We start from the raw sequence: 12316 nt of genomic DNA, 5'->3' as shown, positions 1-12316 counted from the left end.
CCGGAGGCCGGAATCGAAACAGGTGAACTCAGCGCCAGAGGAGGTCCCGTGATCCGCGTCCAGGTGTTCGATCCCCCCATGTGCTGCGCCACCGGCGTCTGCGGTCCCTCCGTGGATCCCAAGCTCGTGCGCTTCTCCGCGGATCTGGATTGGGTGAAGACGCAAGACGTGGCCGTGGAGCGGTACAACCTCGCGCAGCAGCCCCTCGCGTTCGCCCAGGATCCCGAGGTCAAGGCGGCGCTCCAGGGTGAAGGAGAGAAGGCCCTGCCGCTGATCAAGGTGGAGGGCCAGGTCCGGAGCCGCGGACGCTACCCAGCGAGGGAGGAACTCGCCGCATGGGTGGGACTGGGAGCTCCGGAACCATCCCTCTTCACGGAGGCGGTCCAGGAGCTCGTCGCCATCGGTGCCGCCGTCGCGTCGAACTGCGAGAACTGCTTCAAATTCCATTACGACAAGGCCCGGCGCCTCGGCGTGTCGCGGGAGGACATGCTCCGGGCCGTCCAGACGGCCCAGAGCGTCAAGCAGGTTCCCGCCAAGTCCGTCCTGGGCCTGGCGGAGCGCTACCTGGCCCAGCCCTCCCGCAGCCGGATCGAGGCCCCGGACCTCGGGTCCGAGCTCCCGGCTGCCTCGATGGAAGGCGGTGCGGGCACCGGCCAGACCCCCAGCTCCTGCCGCTGAAGCGCATCTCATGGCTCTCCTGGTTCCCCATCCCACGCCGCTCCTGTTCTTCACAGGAAAGGGGGGCGTCGGCAAGACCTCCGCGGCCTGCAGCACGGCCATCGCGCTCGCCGACGTGGGGAAGCGGGTGCTGCTCGTCAGCACGGACCCGGCCTCCAACCTGGACGAGGTGCTGGGCACGGCGCTTTCCGGCGAGCCGCTGCCGGTCCCGGGGGTGCCGGGCCTCCGGGCCCTGAACATCGATCCGGAGGAGACGGCCCGCGCCTACCGGGAGGGCATCATCGCGCCCGTTCGGGGCCTGCTCCCCGAGGCGGTCGTCGCCAGCATGGAGGAACAGCTCTCGGGGGCCTGCACCACGGAGATCGCGGCCTTCGATGTGTTCTCCCGCCTGCTGGGCGATCCGGCCCGGACGGCCGCCTTCGACCACATCCTCTTCGACACGGCTCCCACCGGCCATACCCTGCGCCTGCTGGAACTTCCCGCGGCCTGGTCCACGTTCATCGAGACCAATGTCGGAGGGAACTCGTGCCTGGGGCCGCTGTTGGGGCTCTCGGCCCAGCGGGAACTCTATGCGGCCGCCCAGGCCGCCCTCCGGGACACCGGCCGCACCACCCTCGTGCTGGTGGCCCGGCCCGACGAGGCCTCCTTGCGGGAAGCGGAGCGCACCCGGATCGAGCTGGCCCACCTGGGCCTCCGGCAGGTCCACCTGATCCTCAATGGCCTCTTCCGGGCGATGGGTTCCTCGGACCCCGTCGCCGCGGAGCTTCAGGCCCGGGAAGCCCAGGCCCTGGGCCACCTGCCCGAGGGGCTCCGGGGGTTGCCCCGCACCACCGTCCCCCTGCTGCCCTACGGCCTCGTCGGCCTGGAGGCCCTGCGGAGCATGGGCGGCGACGCCGGCTCGCCGCGAATCGAAGCGGCCGGGGAAGCGGTGGACCCGTCGCGGTTCGACACGCTGGAAGCCCTGGCGGACCGTCTGGCGGCCCAGGGGAAGGGCGTCGTGATGACCATGGGCAAGGGCGGCGTGGGGAAGACCACCCTGGCGGCCCGCCTGGCCCTGCGGCTGGCCGGCGCGGGCTTCCCGGTCACGCTCACCACCACGGACCCGGCGGCCCATGTGGAGGCGGCTGTCGGCGTGCGGCCGCCCGCGCTGCGGGTGACCCGCATCGATCCCGGGCGGGTGACAGACCAGTACCGGGCCGAGGTCCTGGCTGCGGCGGAGCCGGACCTGGACGCCCCGGGGCGCGCGCTCCTGGAGGAGGATCTGCGCTCGCCCTGCACGGAGGAGATCGCCGTCTTCCGGGCCTTCGCGGAGACGGTGGCCCAGGGCCGGGAGGGCTTCGTCATCATCGACACGGCCCCCACGGGGCACACCCTGCTCCTGCTGGACGCGGCGGAGGCCTACCACCGGGAGGTGCTCCGCCAGGCCAGCGATGTGCCGGAAGCGGTGAGGCAGCTCCTGCCGCGGCTTCGCGATGCGGCCTTCACGCGCATCCTGCTCGTCACCCTTCCGGAGGCCACGCCCATCCACGAGGCCATGCAGTTGGAGCGGGACCTCGCCCGCGCGGGGATCCATCCCTTCGCCTGGGTGGTGAACCAGAGCCTTACGCCCCTGGCGGTCACGGATCCAATCCTGAAGGCGCGCCAGGGACAGGAGGCCCGCTTCCTGGACGAGCTCCTCCGCCACACGCCCTCCGTCGTGCTCGAGCCCCTCGCCTGCCTCGCGGCAGATCCCGCCCTTTCCCCTGGAGTCCACCCATGACCGCGCCCAAGCGCCTCGCCTTCCTGGACCGCTACCTGACCCTGTGGATCTTCCTGGCCATGGGACTGGGCATCCTCCTGGGCTACGCCGTCCCGGGCTTCAACCGGGCGGTCAACAGCCTCAACGTGGGCACCACCAGCCTGCCCATCGCCGCGGGGCTCATCCTGATGATGTACCCCGTGCTGGCGAAGGTGCACTTCGAGGAGATGGGGAAGGTGTTCCTGAACCGGAAGGTCCTGACCTTCTCCCTCATCCAGAACTGGGTGGCGGGGCCGGTGGTCATGTTCCTCCTGGCGGTGCTCTTCCTCCGCGACAAGCCCGAGTACATGGCGGGCCTCATCCTCGTGGGCCTCGCGCGGTGCATCGCCATGGTCATCGTCTGGAACGACCTGGCCTGCGGGAACCGCGAGTACTGCGCGGGGCTCGTGGCCTTCAACGCCGTCTTCCAGATGCTGCTCTACTCGGTCTATGCGTGGTTCTTCCTCACGGTGGCCCCGGGTTGGCTGGGCCTGCACGGGGTGGCCATCCACATCACCATGGGCGAGATCGCCAAGACGGTCCTCATCTACCTGGGCATTCCCTTCGTCGCGGGTCTCCTCACCCGCCTGGTCCTGGTCCGGATGAAGGGCCACGAATGGTACGACCATCGCTTCGTGCCGGCGATCAGCCCCATCACCCTGGTGTCGCTGCTGTTCACCATCGTGGTGATGTTCAGCCTGAAGGGCGACAGCATCGTCCGGGTCCCCTTCGACGTCGCGCGGGTGGCCCTGCCCCTGCTGCTCTACTTCCTCATCATGTTCTTCGTCTCGTTCTGGATCAGCCACCGGCTGGGCGCCCCCTATGGCCACACGGCCACCCTCTCCTTCACGGCCGCCTCCAATGACTTCGAGCTGGCCATCGCCGTGGCTGTCGGCACCTTCGGCATCGCCCACGGGGCGGCCTTCGCGGCCGTCATCGGGCCGCTCGTGGAGGTTCCCGTGCTCATCGGCCTGGTCAACGTGGCCCTCTGGCTGCGGCGGAAGTGGTACGCCGCCAGCGCGGAGGAGGTCGCAGCCGCCGGTGGCCCGGCCACCGAACCCTCGGCGGATTCCCACAGGAGGTGAACCATGGCCATCTTCGACGGCCGGGGCATGGTGATCCAGGGGCTGCGCTTCCTGGCGCCGAAGGACGCGCTGGCGGTGCTGAACGAGGGCGCGGTCCTGGTGGACCTCCGTCTCGATGAGCTGGCGGAGATGAAGGCCTTCCAGGTGCCCGAGACGATCCGCATCCCCCACGAGGAGCTCTCTGGCTTGCTCGCCGAGCTGCCCACGGACCGTCCCCTCCTCCTGGCCGACAGCGCCGGTGTCTACACCAAGGAAGCCGCCCACCTGCTGCTCGACCACGGCTTCACCCAGGTGGCCTGCCTCAACGGCGGCATGCTCCTCTGGGACCAGGAGGGCCTGCCCGTGGCGACGGACGCCGCGGCCCTCCTCTACGGGCCCTGTCCCTGCGTCCTGCGCCCCCGGAAAGGCCACCGATGATCCGCCCCGTCCTGCCCACCGACGCCCCGGCCCTGGCCGAGATCTACAACCCCTACATCCGGGACACCATCATCACGTTCGAGGAGCAGCCCGTCTCGGCGGCGGAGATGGGCGCCCGCATCGCCAAGGTGACGGCAACCTATCCCTGGCTCGTGTGGGAGGAGGACGGCGTCGTGCGGGGCTACGCCTACGGCTCCACCTGGCGCACCCGGCATGCCTACCGCTTCGCGGTGGAGACCACCATCTACCTGGCCCAGGGCCACCACGGGAAGGGGCAGGGCGCCGCGCTCTACCAGGCGCTGCTGGACGAGCTCCGGAAGCGGGGCTTCCATTCCGCCCTGGGCTGCCTGAGCCTGCCCAATGAGGCCAGCGTGCGGCTGCACGAAAAACTCAGCTTCCGGAAGGTGGGCCACATGACCGAGGCCGGCTGGAAGTTCGGCGCCTGGGTGGATGTGGGCTTCTGGGAACTGCTGCTCTGAAGGGATGACCATGACCTCGATCCTCTTCCTCTGCGTGGCCAACAGCGCCCGGTCCCAGCTGGGCGAGGGCCTGGCCCGCCGGATGTTCCCGGGCTTCCGCATCCAGAGCGCCGGCAGCCGGCCCAGCCGCGTGAACCCCTACGCCCTCGAGGCCCTGGCGGAGCGGGGCATCGATGCCTCGACGCACACCTCGAAGCCCGTGTCGGACATCGACCCGGCCTCTGTGGACCTGGTCATCACCCTCTGCGCCGAGGAAGTCTGCCCCGCCTTCCTGGGCCGGGCCGAACGCCTGCACTGGCCCATCCCCGACCCGGCCAGCGATGACCCGGCCCTCGCCCCCGAGGACCTCCGCGCCCGCTTCCGCGCCGCCCGCGACGAGATCGCCCGCCGCCTGGAGGCCCTCGGCCGGGAGCGGGGCTGGGTTTCCTGAATTTCGAAAAAAATCGAAATTAGACCTTGCACGCTATTTCGACAAACATAGAATTAAGACAGGAGGAGACCATGACCGGGCGTGTGGAACAGGCGGCAGAGCGACTGAAGGCCCTCGGGCATCCGGTCCGCCTGGCCATCCTGCGCCGCGTGGTGCAGGGCCCCGAGGCGGGGACGCCCGCCGGAGAGCTGCAGTCGCGCCTGGACATCCCGGCTTCCACCCTCAGCCATCATCTGGCCACCCTCGCCGACGCCGGCCTGGTGCAGGTGGCCCGGGAAGGCACCACGCTCCGCTACCGCGCCGACTTCGGCGTGCTGCACGCCCTCACCGACTACATCTGGCAGGACTGCTGCGCCGGTGGCGCGGCGGAACCGCCGCCAACCTCGCCCTGCTGCGACAGGGACTGACCTTCCATCGTCCTGGGACGTGGATGCCTCCGGTGTCCCGGGAAACCTCCATCTGAAAGGCCCCACCATGGAACCCGAAACCCTCAAATCCGCCGTCCGCGACCGCTACGCCGGCTTCGTCAGCAAGAACCAGAGCTGCTGTGGGCCTGCCGCCTCCTGCGGCTGCGCTCCCGGTGACGCCAGCCTGGATGTGGGCTACGACCCGAAGGACCTGGCCGCCGTGCCCGAGGGCGCCAACCTGGGCCTGGGCTGCGGCAACCCCGTGGCCCTGGCCGCGCTGAAGCCCGGCGAGACCGTGCTGGACCTGGGCTCCGGCGCGGGCTTCGACGCCTTCCTCGCCGCCCAGCGCGTGGGCCCCGAAGGCCGCGTCATCGGCGTGGACATGACGCCGGAGATGATCGAGCGCGCCACGTCCCTGGCCCGGAAGCATGGCTACGGGAATGTCGAGTTCCGCCAGGGCGACATCGAGGCCCTGCCTGTGGACGACGCCAGCGTGGACGTGATCCTCTCCAACTGCGTGGTGAACCTCGCCCCGGACAAGGCCAAAGTCTTCCGCGAGGCCTACCGTGTGCTGAAGGCCGGTGGCCGCCTCCACGTCTCCGATCTGGTGCTGGCCCGGCCCCTGCCCGAGGCCCTGCTCCAGGACATGGACATCTACGCCGCCTGCGTGTCCGGCGCCATGCTCAAGGACGACTACCTGGCCGCCATCCGCGCCGCGGGCTTCGGGGGCGTGACCGTGGCTTCCGAGCGGCGCTTCGGCCTGGCGGAACTCTCGCCGGAGCTGATGGCGCTGGCGAAGCAGCGCTACCCGGGCATGAGTCCGGAGGAACTGGAGCACCTGGCCAGCTCGGTGCTCAGCGTCCAGGTGGAAGCCACCAAGGCGGCTAAGGCGGTGGATCGGGCCTGCTGCGCCCCTGGCTGCTGCGGGTGAGGGTGTCATGACGGATGCTTCGAAAAGCTGTGCTTGTGCCGCGCCGACGTCAGCTCCGGGCGGCGGTTTCTGGAAATCGGGAGGGTGGCTGCTGGCCGCCCTCCCGGCCTGGATCGGCCTCTACGTCGTGCTGCACCCGGCCGGCGACTGGCTGGCCTTCCGGGTCCTGGGCCTGGCCCCGGGCAGCCGCCTGGGCGAGGCCGTGGCCTTCTTCGCCTATGACGCGCCCAAGGTGCTGATGCTCCTCGGGGCCGTGGTGCTGGGCGTCAGCTTCGTGCAGACGTTCATCAGCCCCGAGCGCACCCGCGACCTGCTGGCCAAGCGCACCGGCGCCTGGAGCAACCTGCTGGCCTCGCTGCTGGGCATCGCCACGCCCTTCTGTTCCTGCTCGGCGGTGCCGCTCTTCATCGGCTTCGTGCGGGTGGGCGTGCCCCTGGGCGCCACCTTCAGCTTCCTGGTGTCGGCGCCCATGGTGAACGAGGTGGCGCTGTTCCTCCTCTTCGGCCTCTTCGGCTGGCGCATCGCCCTCCTCTACACCGTGACGGGCGTGGCGGTGGCCTTCGTGGCGGGCTGGATCCTCGGGAAGCTCCGCATGGAGCGCCACCTGGAACCCTGGATCCTGGAGATCCCCTTTGAAGCCTCCAAGGCCTCCGACGCCACCCTGGGCTTCCCGGCGCGCCTGGACCTGGCGCTCCAGGCGACGAAGGACATCGTGGGGAAGGTGTGGCTCTATGTCCTCATGGGCATCGCCGTCGGCGCGTTCCTCCACGGCTATGTGCCCGCCGAGCTGATGGCCCGCGTCATGGGCAAGTCCGCCTGGTGGAGCGTACCCCTGGCGGTCCTCATCGGCGTGCCCCTGTACTCGAACGCCGCAGGCATCATCCCCATCGTGCAGGTGCTGCTGGCCAAGGGCGCGGCCCTGGGCACGGCCCTGGCCTTCATGATGGCGGTGACGGGCCTGTCGCTGCCGGAGACCGTCATCCTCCGCAAGGTGCTCAAGCCCCGGCTGCTGGCGGTGTTCCTGGGCGTGGTGACCGCGGGCATCGTGCTGGTGGGCTTCCTGTTCAATACGCTGCTATGACTTGCAAGGGAAACCACTCACGCAGAGAACGCGGAGAAAGCAGAGGTGCGCGGAGAAGGTCTGGCCTTCCCTTCTCTCCGTACCTCCTATCCCTCCGCGTTCTCTGCGTGTGATTTTCATGCCTGTTAATCATGAGGTGATGCCATGAAGATCGAGATCCTGGGCAGCGGCTGCGCCAAGTGCAAGCTGCTGGCGGAGCGGGCCGAGGAAGCCGCGAAGGAGCTGGGGGTGGACTTCACACTGGTGAAGGTCACGGAGTATCCGGACATCGTGGCCCGGGGGGTGATGTCCACCCCGGGCCTGGTGGTGGATGGCGCGGTGAAGAGCCAGGGCCACGTGCCCACGGTGGCGGCCATCCGCGACCTGCTGCGGTAGGATTTCCCCACACCGCGAGGGGCGTTCATGCGCATCGGCATCCTGGGTTACGGCCGCTTCGGGCGCGCGCTGGGCGAGCTCCTCCGCGAGGCCGGCCATGGCTACCGGGCCTGGGATCCCGCCGCGGAGGTCCCCGCCGAGCGCCGGGCCGCCGGCCTCCAGGACCTGGTGGACGCGGAGGGCCTGGTGCTGGCGGTGCCCGTGGCCGCCCAGGCCGCGGCCCTGGCGAGCCTGCGGCCCCACCTCCGGCCGGACCAGCTGGTCTTCGATGTGGGCAGCGTGAAGTCGGGCCCCTGCGCCCTGATGGACGCCCAGCTGGGGGACGCCATCCCCCACGCCGGAACCCATCCCCTTTTCGGGCCCGTGAGCCTGGCCCGGGCGGAGCGGCCCCTGCGCGTGGTGCTTTGCCCCTCGGCCCACCATCCCGCCACCGCCGACCGGGTGCAGGCCCTGTTCGAGAGCCTGGGCTGCGAGGTGCTGCGCCAGAGCCCCGAGGACCACGACCGGGTCATGGCCACCACCCACGCCCTCACCTTCTTCATCGCCAAGGGCCTGCTGGCCGTGGGCGCCGGGGCCGAGCTGCCCTTCACGCCGCCCTCCTTCCACGCCATCGCCCGCACGCTGGAGTCCGTGCGCGAGGACGCCGGCCACCTCTTCGCCGCCCTCCAGAACCAGAACCCCTTCGCCGCCGGGGCCCGGGAAGGCCTGCTGGAGGCCCTCTCCGCCATCCACCAGACCCTGGCGGAAGCCGTGGCCGAAGGCGCGGACGAGCAGCAGCTGGCCATCCCCAGCCTCGGGGAGCGGTCCCCGATCCTGCAGGAAACGCGCGACCACATCGACGCCCTGGACCAGGAGCTGGTGGCCCTCCTGGCCCGCCGCACGGAGCTGGTGCTCCGCGCTGGCCGCGCCAAGGCTGAGTTGGGCCTCCCCGTGCACGACCCCGACCGGGAAGCCTCGCAGCTCCAGGCCCGCCGCGCCTGGGCCCAGGAAGCAGGCCTGGACAGCCAGGGTGTCGAGGACGTCTTCCGCGCGGTGCTGCGGGCTTCGCGCTCCGCTCAGGGTGCCAAGGGCTGACCGCCCTCAGTCGCGCCCTCCCAGGCCACCACCAGGGTGCCCGCGGGTCGGTCTCCGGGCCGGGCTTCGCGGGTGATGCGGAGTTCCAGGGGCCAGGCCTCCGCCAGCCAAGGAGCCTCCAGGATCTGCAGACCCTTCCCCTCGCGGTCGGGGCCCTGGAGGTCCAAGTGCCGCCAGCCGGAGGCGGTCCGCACCCACAGCACAAGGCGCTCTCCGTCGGGGGCCGGCGGGAAGTGGGACAGGGTCAGTACGGCGAGACGGGCGCCCGGGGCGCTGCGGTAGGCGGCGTGGAGGCCGGCCTCCCCGGCGGCCGCCCCGGGCGGCACCAGGCGCAGGGCCTTCGTCTGGCTGTCCGCCAGCAGGTGGATGGCCTCCTGCCCCAGGGCATCCCGCCTGGTGTGCCGGTCGTAGAGCCAGGTCCCCGTGGCGGCCATCCCTGCGACCAGGATGGCCACCAGGCCGCCCAGATGCCGCTCCAGGAGCCGCAGGCCGCTGCGGATCCGCGTCTTCGCCGTGCCCAGGGGGACCTGGAGCGCCCGGGCCACCTCCTCGTGGGTGAGGTCGGCGAAGTAGGCCAGGCGCAGGGCTTTCCGTTGGGGCTCCGGCAGGGCCGACAAGGCCTCCGCCACGGCGTCCTTCTGGTACTCCCGCCACAGGGCCTCATCGGGCAGGGGATCCTCCGCCGACAAGGCCACCTGCTCGAGCAGGGGATCGCCGGAGGACTGGGGTCGCCGGGACCGGGAGCGCAGCTCGTCCAGCATCCGGTGCCGGCTGATGCCCAGGAGCCACGTGCGGAAGGATCCTCTGGCCGGGTCGAACTCACCGGCCTTCCGCCACACCGCCAGGAAGGTGTCCTGCACGACCTCCTCGGCCGCGGCGCGGTCCAGCGAGCGGCAGGCCAGGTGGAACACCAGGGGCGCATAGCGCCGGTGCAGCTGCTGGAGGGCCTCCTCCCGCCCTTCCCGGACCTGCTGGACGAGGATCGCGTCCTCCTCTCCGAGGGGGCTGGCGGGGGAAGGGGGGACCGGGACGGTCATCGTGGCTTCATCCTCTTCCCTCACGGGCCCCCGGGCCAGTCCCGGTGGGCCCGGAATCCGGGTCAAAGGCGGGTCTCAGGGGGCACGGTGCTGGCGGTGTCCACCAGCAGCAGCCCCTGGGGGTCGGTCTCCTTGACGTCCAGGTGCCGCAGGTGGCGCTTGGCCGGCCCATGCGTGACCTCGCCATGGCCGTCGTACTCGCTGCCGTGGCAGGGGCAGGCGAAGCCGGCAGCGCCTTCCGAATGGACGATGCAGCCCAGGTGCGTGCAGATGCCGGACAGGGCGTAGATCCCGCGCTCGTCCGCCATGAGGAAGAAGGCTCCGAGCCGCCGGTAGTCCAGCACCTTGCCGGGCATCAGGTCCGCCCGCGTGGCCTCGGTGAGCTTCAGCGGGTGGGGATCGGGCGGCAGCTCCGGCGGAGCGGGGGGCTGTGCTCCACCCGGGAGGGCCGCGCCCGCCAGCAGGAGGCCGAGGGTGGCGCAGAAGGTGCGTCGCGGGTGGACCGAGACCTGGGGCGGGCCGTCGAGGGGCTCCGTCCTCATGCCGGCGCCCCCGCGCCCTTCAGCGAGTCGGCCAGGGGCTTCTCGGCCAGCACCTGGAGTCCCTCGCCGGTCTTCAGCTGAGGCTGGGTGTGGATCTGCCGGAAACCGAGGCCCCGGTAGGGGTGGGCCGGATCCCAGGGCACCGGTGCCCGCTTGGGAGCGGAGCCGGGGGCCGGCAGGGGGAAGATGAGGGAAGTGGCCGCGTGGTGCTGGATGTGGCCCGTGCGGTGGTGGTGCTCCTGGTGGATGTGGCCGTAGAACACCGTCACGAAGCGGTGGTCCTGCAGCAGGTCCAGGGCCTTCTGGCCGTCCAGGGTGGTCCAGTCCCAGTCGGGATAAAGGTCGAAGAGGGGCCGGTGCGCGAAGATCACGAGGGGCTCGTCCTTGGGCGTATGGCTCAGCTCGCCCGCCAGCCACTTCAGCTGCTCGGCGCCAAGGATGGAGCCCACCTGGGACACGTTGTCCAGGGCGAGGAAGTTCACGCCCCGGTGCGTGAAGGCGTAGTGCGAGATGCCGAAGGCCTCCCGGTAGGCTTCGCCGCGGTCCTCCGCCGCGTCATGCTCGCCCGGCAGGTAGCGGATCTGCCGGACCCGCAGCCGGCCGGCCTGCTGCTTGAACTCCGCCATCCGCTTGCGGCGGAGCAGCGGGTCGTCGGTGTCGTGGGTGAGGTCGCCCGTGAAGATGACGAAATCCGGCTGGGGGTCGAGGGCATTCACCGCGTCGATGGCCTTGCCCAGGGTGCCGGTCGCATCCGGGTTGACCTTGGGCCCCTCGAAGCCCCAGTGCGTGTCCGAGAGCTGCACCCAGTAGAAGTCCGAAGCCGCTGCACCGGCCTTGCCGCCCGCGGGGCCGAGCGCCTCCGCGAAGCCCGGCAGTCCCGTGGCGAACACGGCGCCCCCGATGCCCATGACCTTCAGGAACGTGAGCCGATCCATCTGCGAAGCCATGCACCCCCCTCCCGGGCCCGGCCCGGTGATCCGTCCGCCCGATGGGGGGACACAAAGGGATACGCCGGCTTCCGGCATCTGGATGTCGGGGGAGGTGAACTGAAGCTGGGCCGAACCGTCCTTCCAGCTACCAGGGCAGGTCCAGGGCCTTGCACAGGAAGGCGACGAGGGGCGAGGCCTGCCGGCAGGCGGCGGCCACTTGGTCGACGAAATCGGACGCTAGCACCTCAGCGTTCGTGAAGCCGACGGAGGTGTAGAAGTCCTTGAGCTTGAGGTCCTCTGCGCAGGGGTGGGCGGGATCGAAGCCCTGGGGAACCCGCTTGAGCGCATCGCCTTCGATCTCCAGCCCGGACTTCCGGAGGGCCTTCCAGGCGGCGGGCTTGGCGGCGATGGCCTGGCGGACCTTGATCAGCGAATCGGGATCCGGGTGCCAGAGGCCGCCGCCCGCGAAGCTGCCGCCGGGCTCCAGGTGGAGGTAGAATCCAGGCCCGTGAACGCCGCCGGCCAGCATGGCCCGGTGGGGGAAGTGGGCCGCGACGTGGGTCTTGTAGGGGGTCTTGTCCTTGGCGAACCGCGTGTCGCGGTAGATCCGGAACATGGAGCCACCCGAGGGCCGCGGGTCGGCGATGAAGTGGCGGCTGAGGGAGGCCAGGGGGCCGCTGAAGGCGGCGATGAGCCGCAGCATGGGCTCGCGGGCCTCGGTCTCGTACCGCGCCTTGTGCTCTAGGAACCACGCGCGCTCGTTGTGGGCCTTCAGCTCTTTCAGGAAGCGGAAGAGGCCGGGACCCAGCGGGTTCTCCAGTCCAGAGGAAGTCGTCTTCGCAGCCACGTCGCCTCCGGGGGAGTGCCATCAGGTTACGCCCAAAACCAGGTGGACCCCCGATCCGGGGGCCCAACCGCGAGCACGCATTGAGAGGCGCCGAGGCGCCCGCGCGCATGGGCTTGCTTGAATGACGAAGGCCACCTTTCGGCGGCCTTCTGCGTCGGTGGCATAACCTCCTCGCCGGGTGACTACGCAGGCTGCCCCGCAGCCTGCGTAGTCACCCGGCGGTCGGT

The 12316-nt window shown here is 70.6% G+C and carries 15 protein-coding genes; 11 read left to right on the top strand and 4 right to left on the bottom strand.

Annotation, left to right across the window (positions count from 1 at the left end; genetic code table 11):
- Window positions 1-48 precede the first annotated feature (48 nt).
- The 11 genes from arsD (at window position 49) to MLE42_RS13040 (ending at window position 8734) form a co-directional block, all read left to right on the top strand.
- Complete coding sequence (gene arsD / locus MLE42_RS13090) at window positions 49-678, top strand: arsenite efflux transporter metallochaperone ArsD (RefSeq protein ID WP_243288329.1); 630 nt, start codon at window positions 49-51, stop codon at window positions 676-678.
- 10 nt (window positions 679-688) lie between these two features.
- Window positions 689-2437, top strand: coding sequence for an arsenical pump-driving ATPase (gene arsA / locus MLE42_RS13085; protein ID WP_243288328.1), 1749 nt, complete (start codon window positions 689-691; stop codon window positions 2435-2437).
- Complete coding sequence (arsB, locus tag MLE42_RS13080; RefSeq protein ID WP_243288327.1) at window positions 2434-3540, top strand: ACR3 family arsenite efflux transporter; 1107 nt, start codon at window positions 2434-2436, stop codon at window positions 3538-3540. Before arsA ends, arsB begins: the two co-directional genes overlap by 4 nt.
- 3 nt (window positions 3541-3543) lie before the next feature.
- On the top strand, window positions 3544-3957 hold the full coding sequence (locus tag MLE42_RS13075; protein ID WP_243288326.1) for a rhodanese-like domain-containing protein: 414 nt from the start codon (window positions 3544-3546) through the stop codon (window positions 3955-3957).
- The gene (locus MLE42_RS13070) at window positions 3954-4436 is read left to right on the top strand and encodes an arsinothricin resistance N-acetyltransferase ArsN1 family B (protein WP_243288325.1); all 483 of its coding nucleotides are present in this window, start codon (window positions 3954-3956) and stop codon (window positions 4434-4436) included. Before MLE42_RS13075 ends, MLE42_RS13070 begins: the two co-directional genes overlap by 4 nt.
- A 10-nt stretch (window positions 4437-4446) precedes the next feature.
- Window positions 4447-4866 carry an arsenate reductase ArsC gene (locus MLE42_RS13065; protein WP_243288324.1) on the top strand — a complete coding sequence of 140 codons (420 nt, stop codon included), beginning with the start codon at window positions 4447-4449 and terminating at the stop codon, window positions 4864-4866.
- Between the two features lie 71 nt (window positions 4867-4937).
- Window positions 4938-5273, top strand: a complete 336-nt coding sequence (locus tag MLE42_RS13060; RefSeq protein WP_243288323.1) for an ArsR/SmtB family transcription factor — start codon at window positions 4938-4940, stop codon at window positions 5271-5273.
- Between the two features lie 67 nt (window positions 5274-5340).
- Window positions 5341-6204, top strand: a complete 864-nt coding sequence (arsM, locus tag MLE42_RS13055) for an arsenite methyltransferase (protein ID WP_243288322.1) — start codon at window positions 5341-5343, stop codon at window positions 6202-6204.
- 7 nt (window positions 6205-6211) lie between these two features.
- Complete coding sequence (locus MLE42_RS13050; RefSeq protein WP_243288321.1) at window positions 6212-7285, top strand: permease; 1074 nt, start codon at window positions 6212-6214, stop codon at window positions 7283-7285.
- Window positions 7286-7429: 144 nt separating this feature from the next.
- Window positions 7430-7660: a thioredoxin family protein gene (locus MLE42_RS13045; protein WP_275975919.1), complete on the top strand. Its 231-nt coding sequence runs from the start codon at window positions 7430-7432 to the stop codon at window positions 7658-7660.
- A gap of 27 nt (window positions 7661-7687) precedes the next feature.
- Window positions 7688-8734 (top strand): prephenate dehydrogenase/arogenate dehydrogenase family protein, encoded by a 1047-nt coding sequence (locus MLE42_RS13040; RefSeq protein WP_243288320.1) that lies wholly within the window; start codon window positions 7688-7690, stop codon window positions 8732-8734.
- Here MLE42_RS13040 and MLE42_RS13035 read toward each other — a convergent pair.
- From MLE42_RS13035 to MLE42_RS13020, 4 genes are all read right to left on the bottom strand, one after another.
- A complete protein-coding gene (locus MLE42_RS13035) occupies window positions 8716-9771 on the bottom strand; it encodes an RNA polymerase sigma factor (protein ID WP_243288319.1) in 1056 nt (351 codons plus the stop codon). The genes MLE42_RS13040 and MLE42_RS13035 overlap by 19 nt on opposite strands.
- 62 nt (window positions 9772-9833) lie before the next feature.
- The gene (locus MLE42_RS13030; protein ID WP_243288318.1) at window positions 9834-10313 is read right to left on the bottom strand and encodes a QcrA and Rieske domain-containing protein; all 480 of its coding nucleotides are present in this window, start codon (window positions 10311-10313) and stop codon (window positions 9834-9836) included.
- Window positions 10310-11260: a metallophosphoesterase family protein gene (locus tag MLE42_RS13025; protein ID WP_243288317.1), complete on the bottom strand. Its 951-nt coding sequence runs from the start codon at window positions 11258-11260 to the stop codon at window positions 10310-10312. The genes MLE42_RS13030 and MLE42_RS13025 overlap by 4 nt, the downstream gene beginning before the upstream one ends.
- A gap of 127 nt (window positions 11261-11387) precedes the next feature.
- Window positions 11388-12089 carry a DUF2461 domain-containing protein gene (locus MLE42_RS13020; RefSeq protein ID WP_243288316.1) on the bottom strand — a complete coding sequence of 234 codons (702 nt, stop codon included), beginning with the start codon at window positions 12087-12089 and terminating at the stop codon, window positions 11388-11390.
- Window positions 12090-12316 lie beyond the last annotated feature (227 nt).

Origin of the sequence: Geothrix terrae (assembly GCF_022808775.1) — a bacterium.
GTDB classification, from domain to species: Bacteria; Acidobacteriota; Holophagae; order Holophagales; family Holophagaceae; genus Geothrix; species Geothrix terrae.
The sequence above is the reverse complement of the archived record's forward strand: the minus strand, read 5'-3'. Positions and strand labels throughout refer to the sequence as shown.

What these genes read in the sequence shown, in the direction of transcription:
- arsA (WP_243288328.1), top strand. Translation starts at nt 689, where the DNA reads ATGGCTCTCCTGGTTCCCCATCCCACGCCGCTCCTGTTCTTCACAGGA.
- arsB (WP_243288327.1), top strand. Translation starts at nt 2,434, where the DNA reads ATGACCGCGCCCAAGCGCCTCGCCTTCCTGGACCGCTACCTGACCCTG.
- MLE42_RS13075 (WP_243288326.1), top strand. Translation starts at nt 3,544, where the DNA reads ATGGCCATCTTCGACGGCCGGGGCATGGTGATCCAGGGGCTGCGCTTC.
- MLE42_RS13070 (WP_243288325.1), top strand. Translation starts at nt 3,954, where the DNA reads ATGATCCGCCCCGTCCTGCCCACCGACGCCCCGGCCCTGGCCGAGATC.
- MLE42_RS13065 (WP_243288324.1), top strand. Translation starts at nt 4,447, where the DNA reads ATGACCTCGATCCTCTTCCTCTGCGTGGCCAACAGCGCCCGGTCCCAG.
- MLE42_RS13060 (WP_243288323.1), top strand. Translation starts at nt 4,938, where the DNA reads ATGACCGGGCGTGTGGAACAGGCGGCAGAGCGACTGAAGGCCCTCGGG.
- arsM (WP_243288322.1), top strand. Translation starts at nt 5,341, where the DNA reads ATGGAACCCGAAACCCTCAAATCCGCCGTCCGCGACCGCTACGCCGGC.
- MLE42_RS13050 (WP_243288321.1), top strand. Translation starts at nt 6,212, where the DNA reads ATGACGGATGCTTCGAAAAGCTGTGCTTGTGCCGCGCCGACGTCAGCT.
- MLE42_RS13045 (WP_275975919.1), top strand. Translation starts at nt 7,430, where the DNA reads ATGAAGATCGAGATCCTGGGCAGCGGCTGCGCCAAGTGCAAGCTGCTG.
- MLE42_RS13040 (WP_243288320.1), top strand. Translation starts at nt 7,688, where the DNA reads ATGCGCATCGGCATCCTGGGTTACGGCCGCTTCGGGCGCGCGCTGGGC.
- MLE42_RS13035 (WP_243288319.1), bottom strand. Translation starts at nt 9,771, where the DNA reads ATGACCGTCCCGGTCCCCCCTTCCCCCGCCAGCCCCCTCGGAGAGGAG.
- MLE42_RS13030 (WP_243288318.1), bottom strand. Translation starts at nt 10,313, where the DNA reads ATGAGGACGGAGCCCCTCGACGGCCCGCCCCAGGTCTCGGTCCACCCG.
- MLE42_RS13025 (WP_243288317.1), bottom strand. Translation starts at nt 11,260, where the DNA reads ATGGCTTCGCAGATGGATCGGCTCACGTTCCTGAAGGTCATGGGCATC.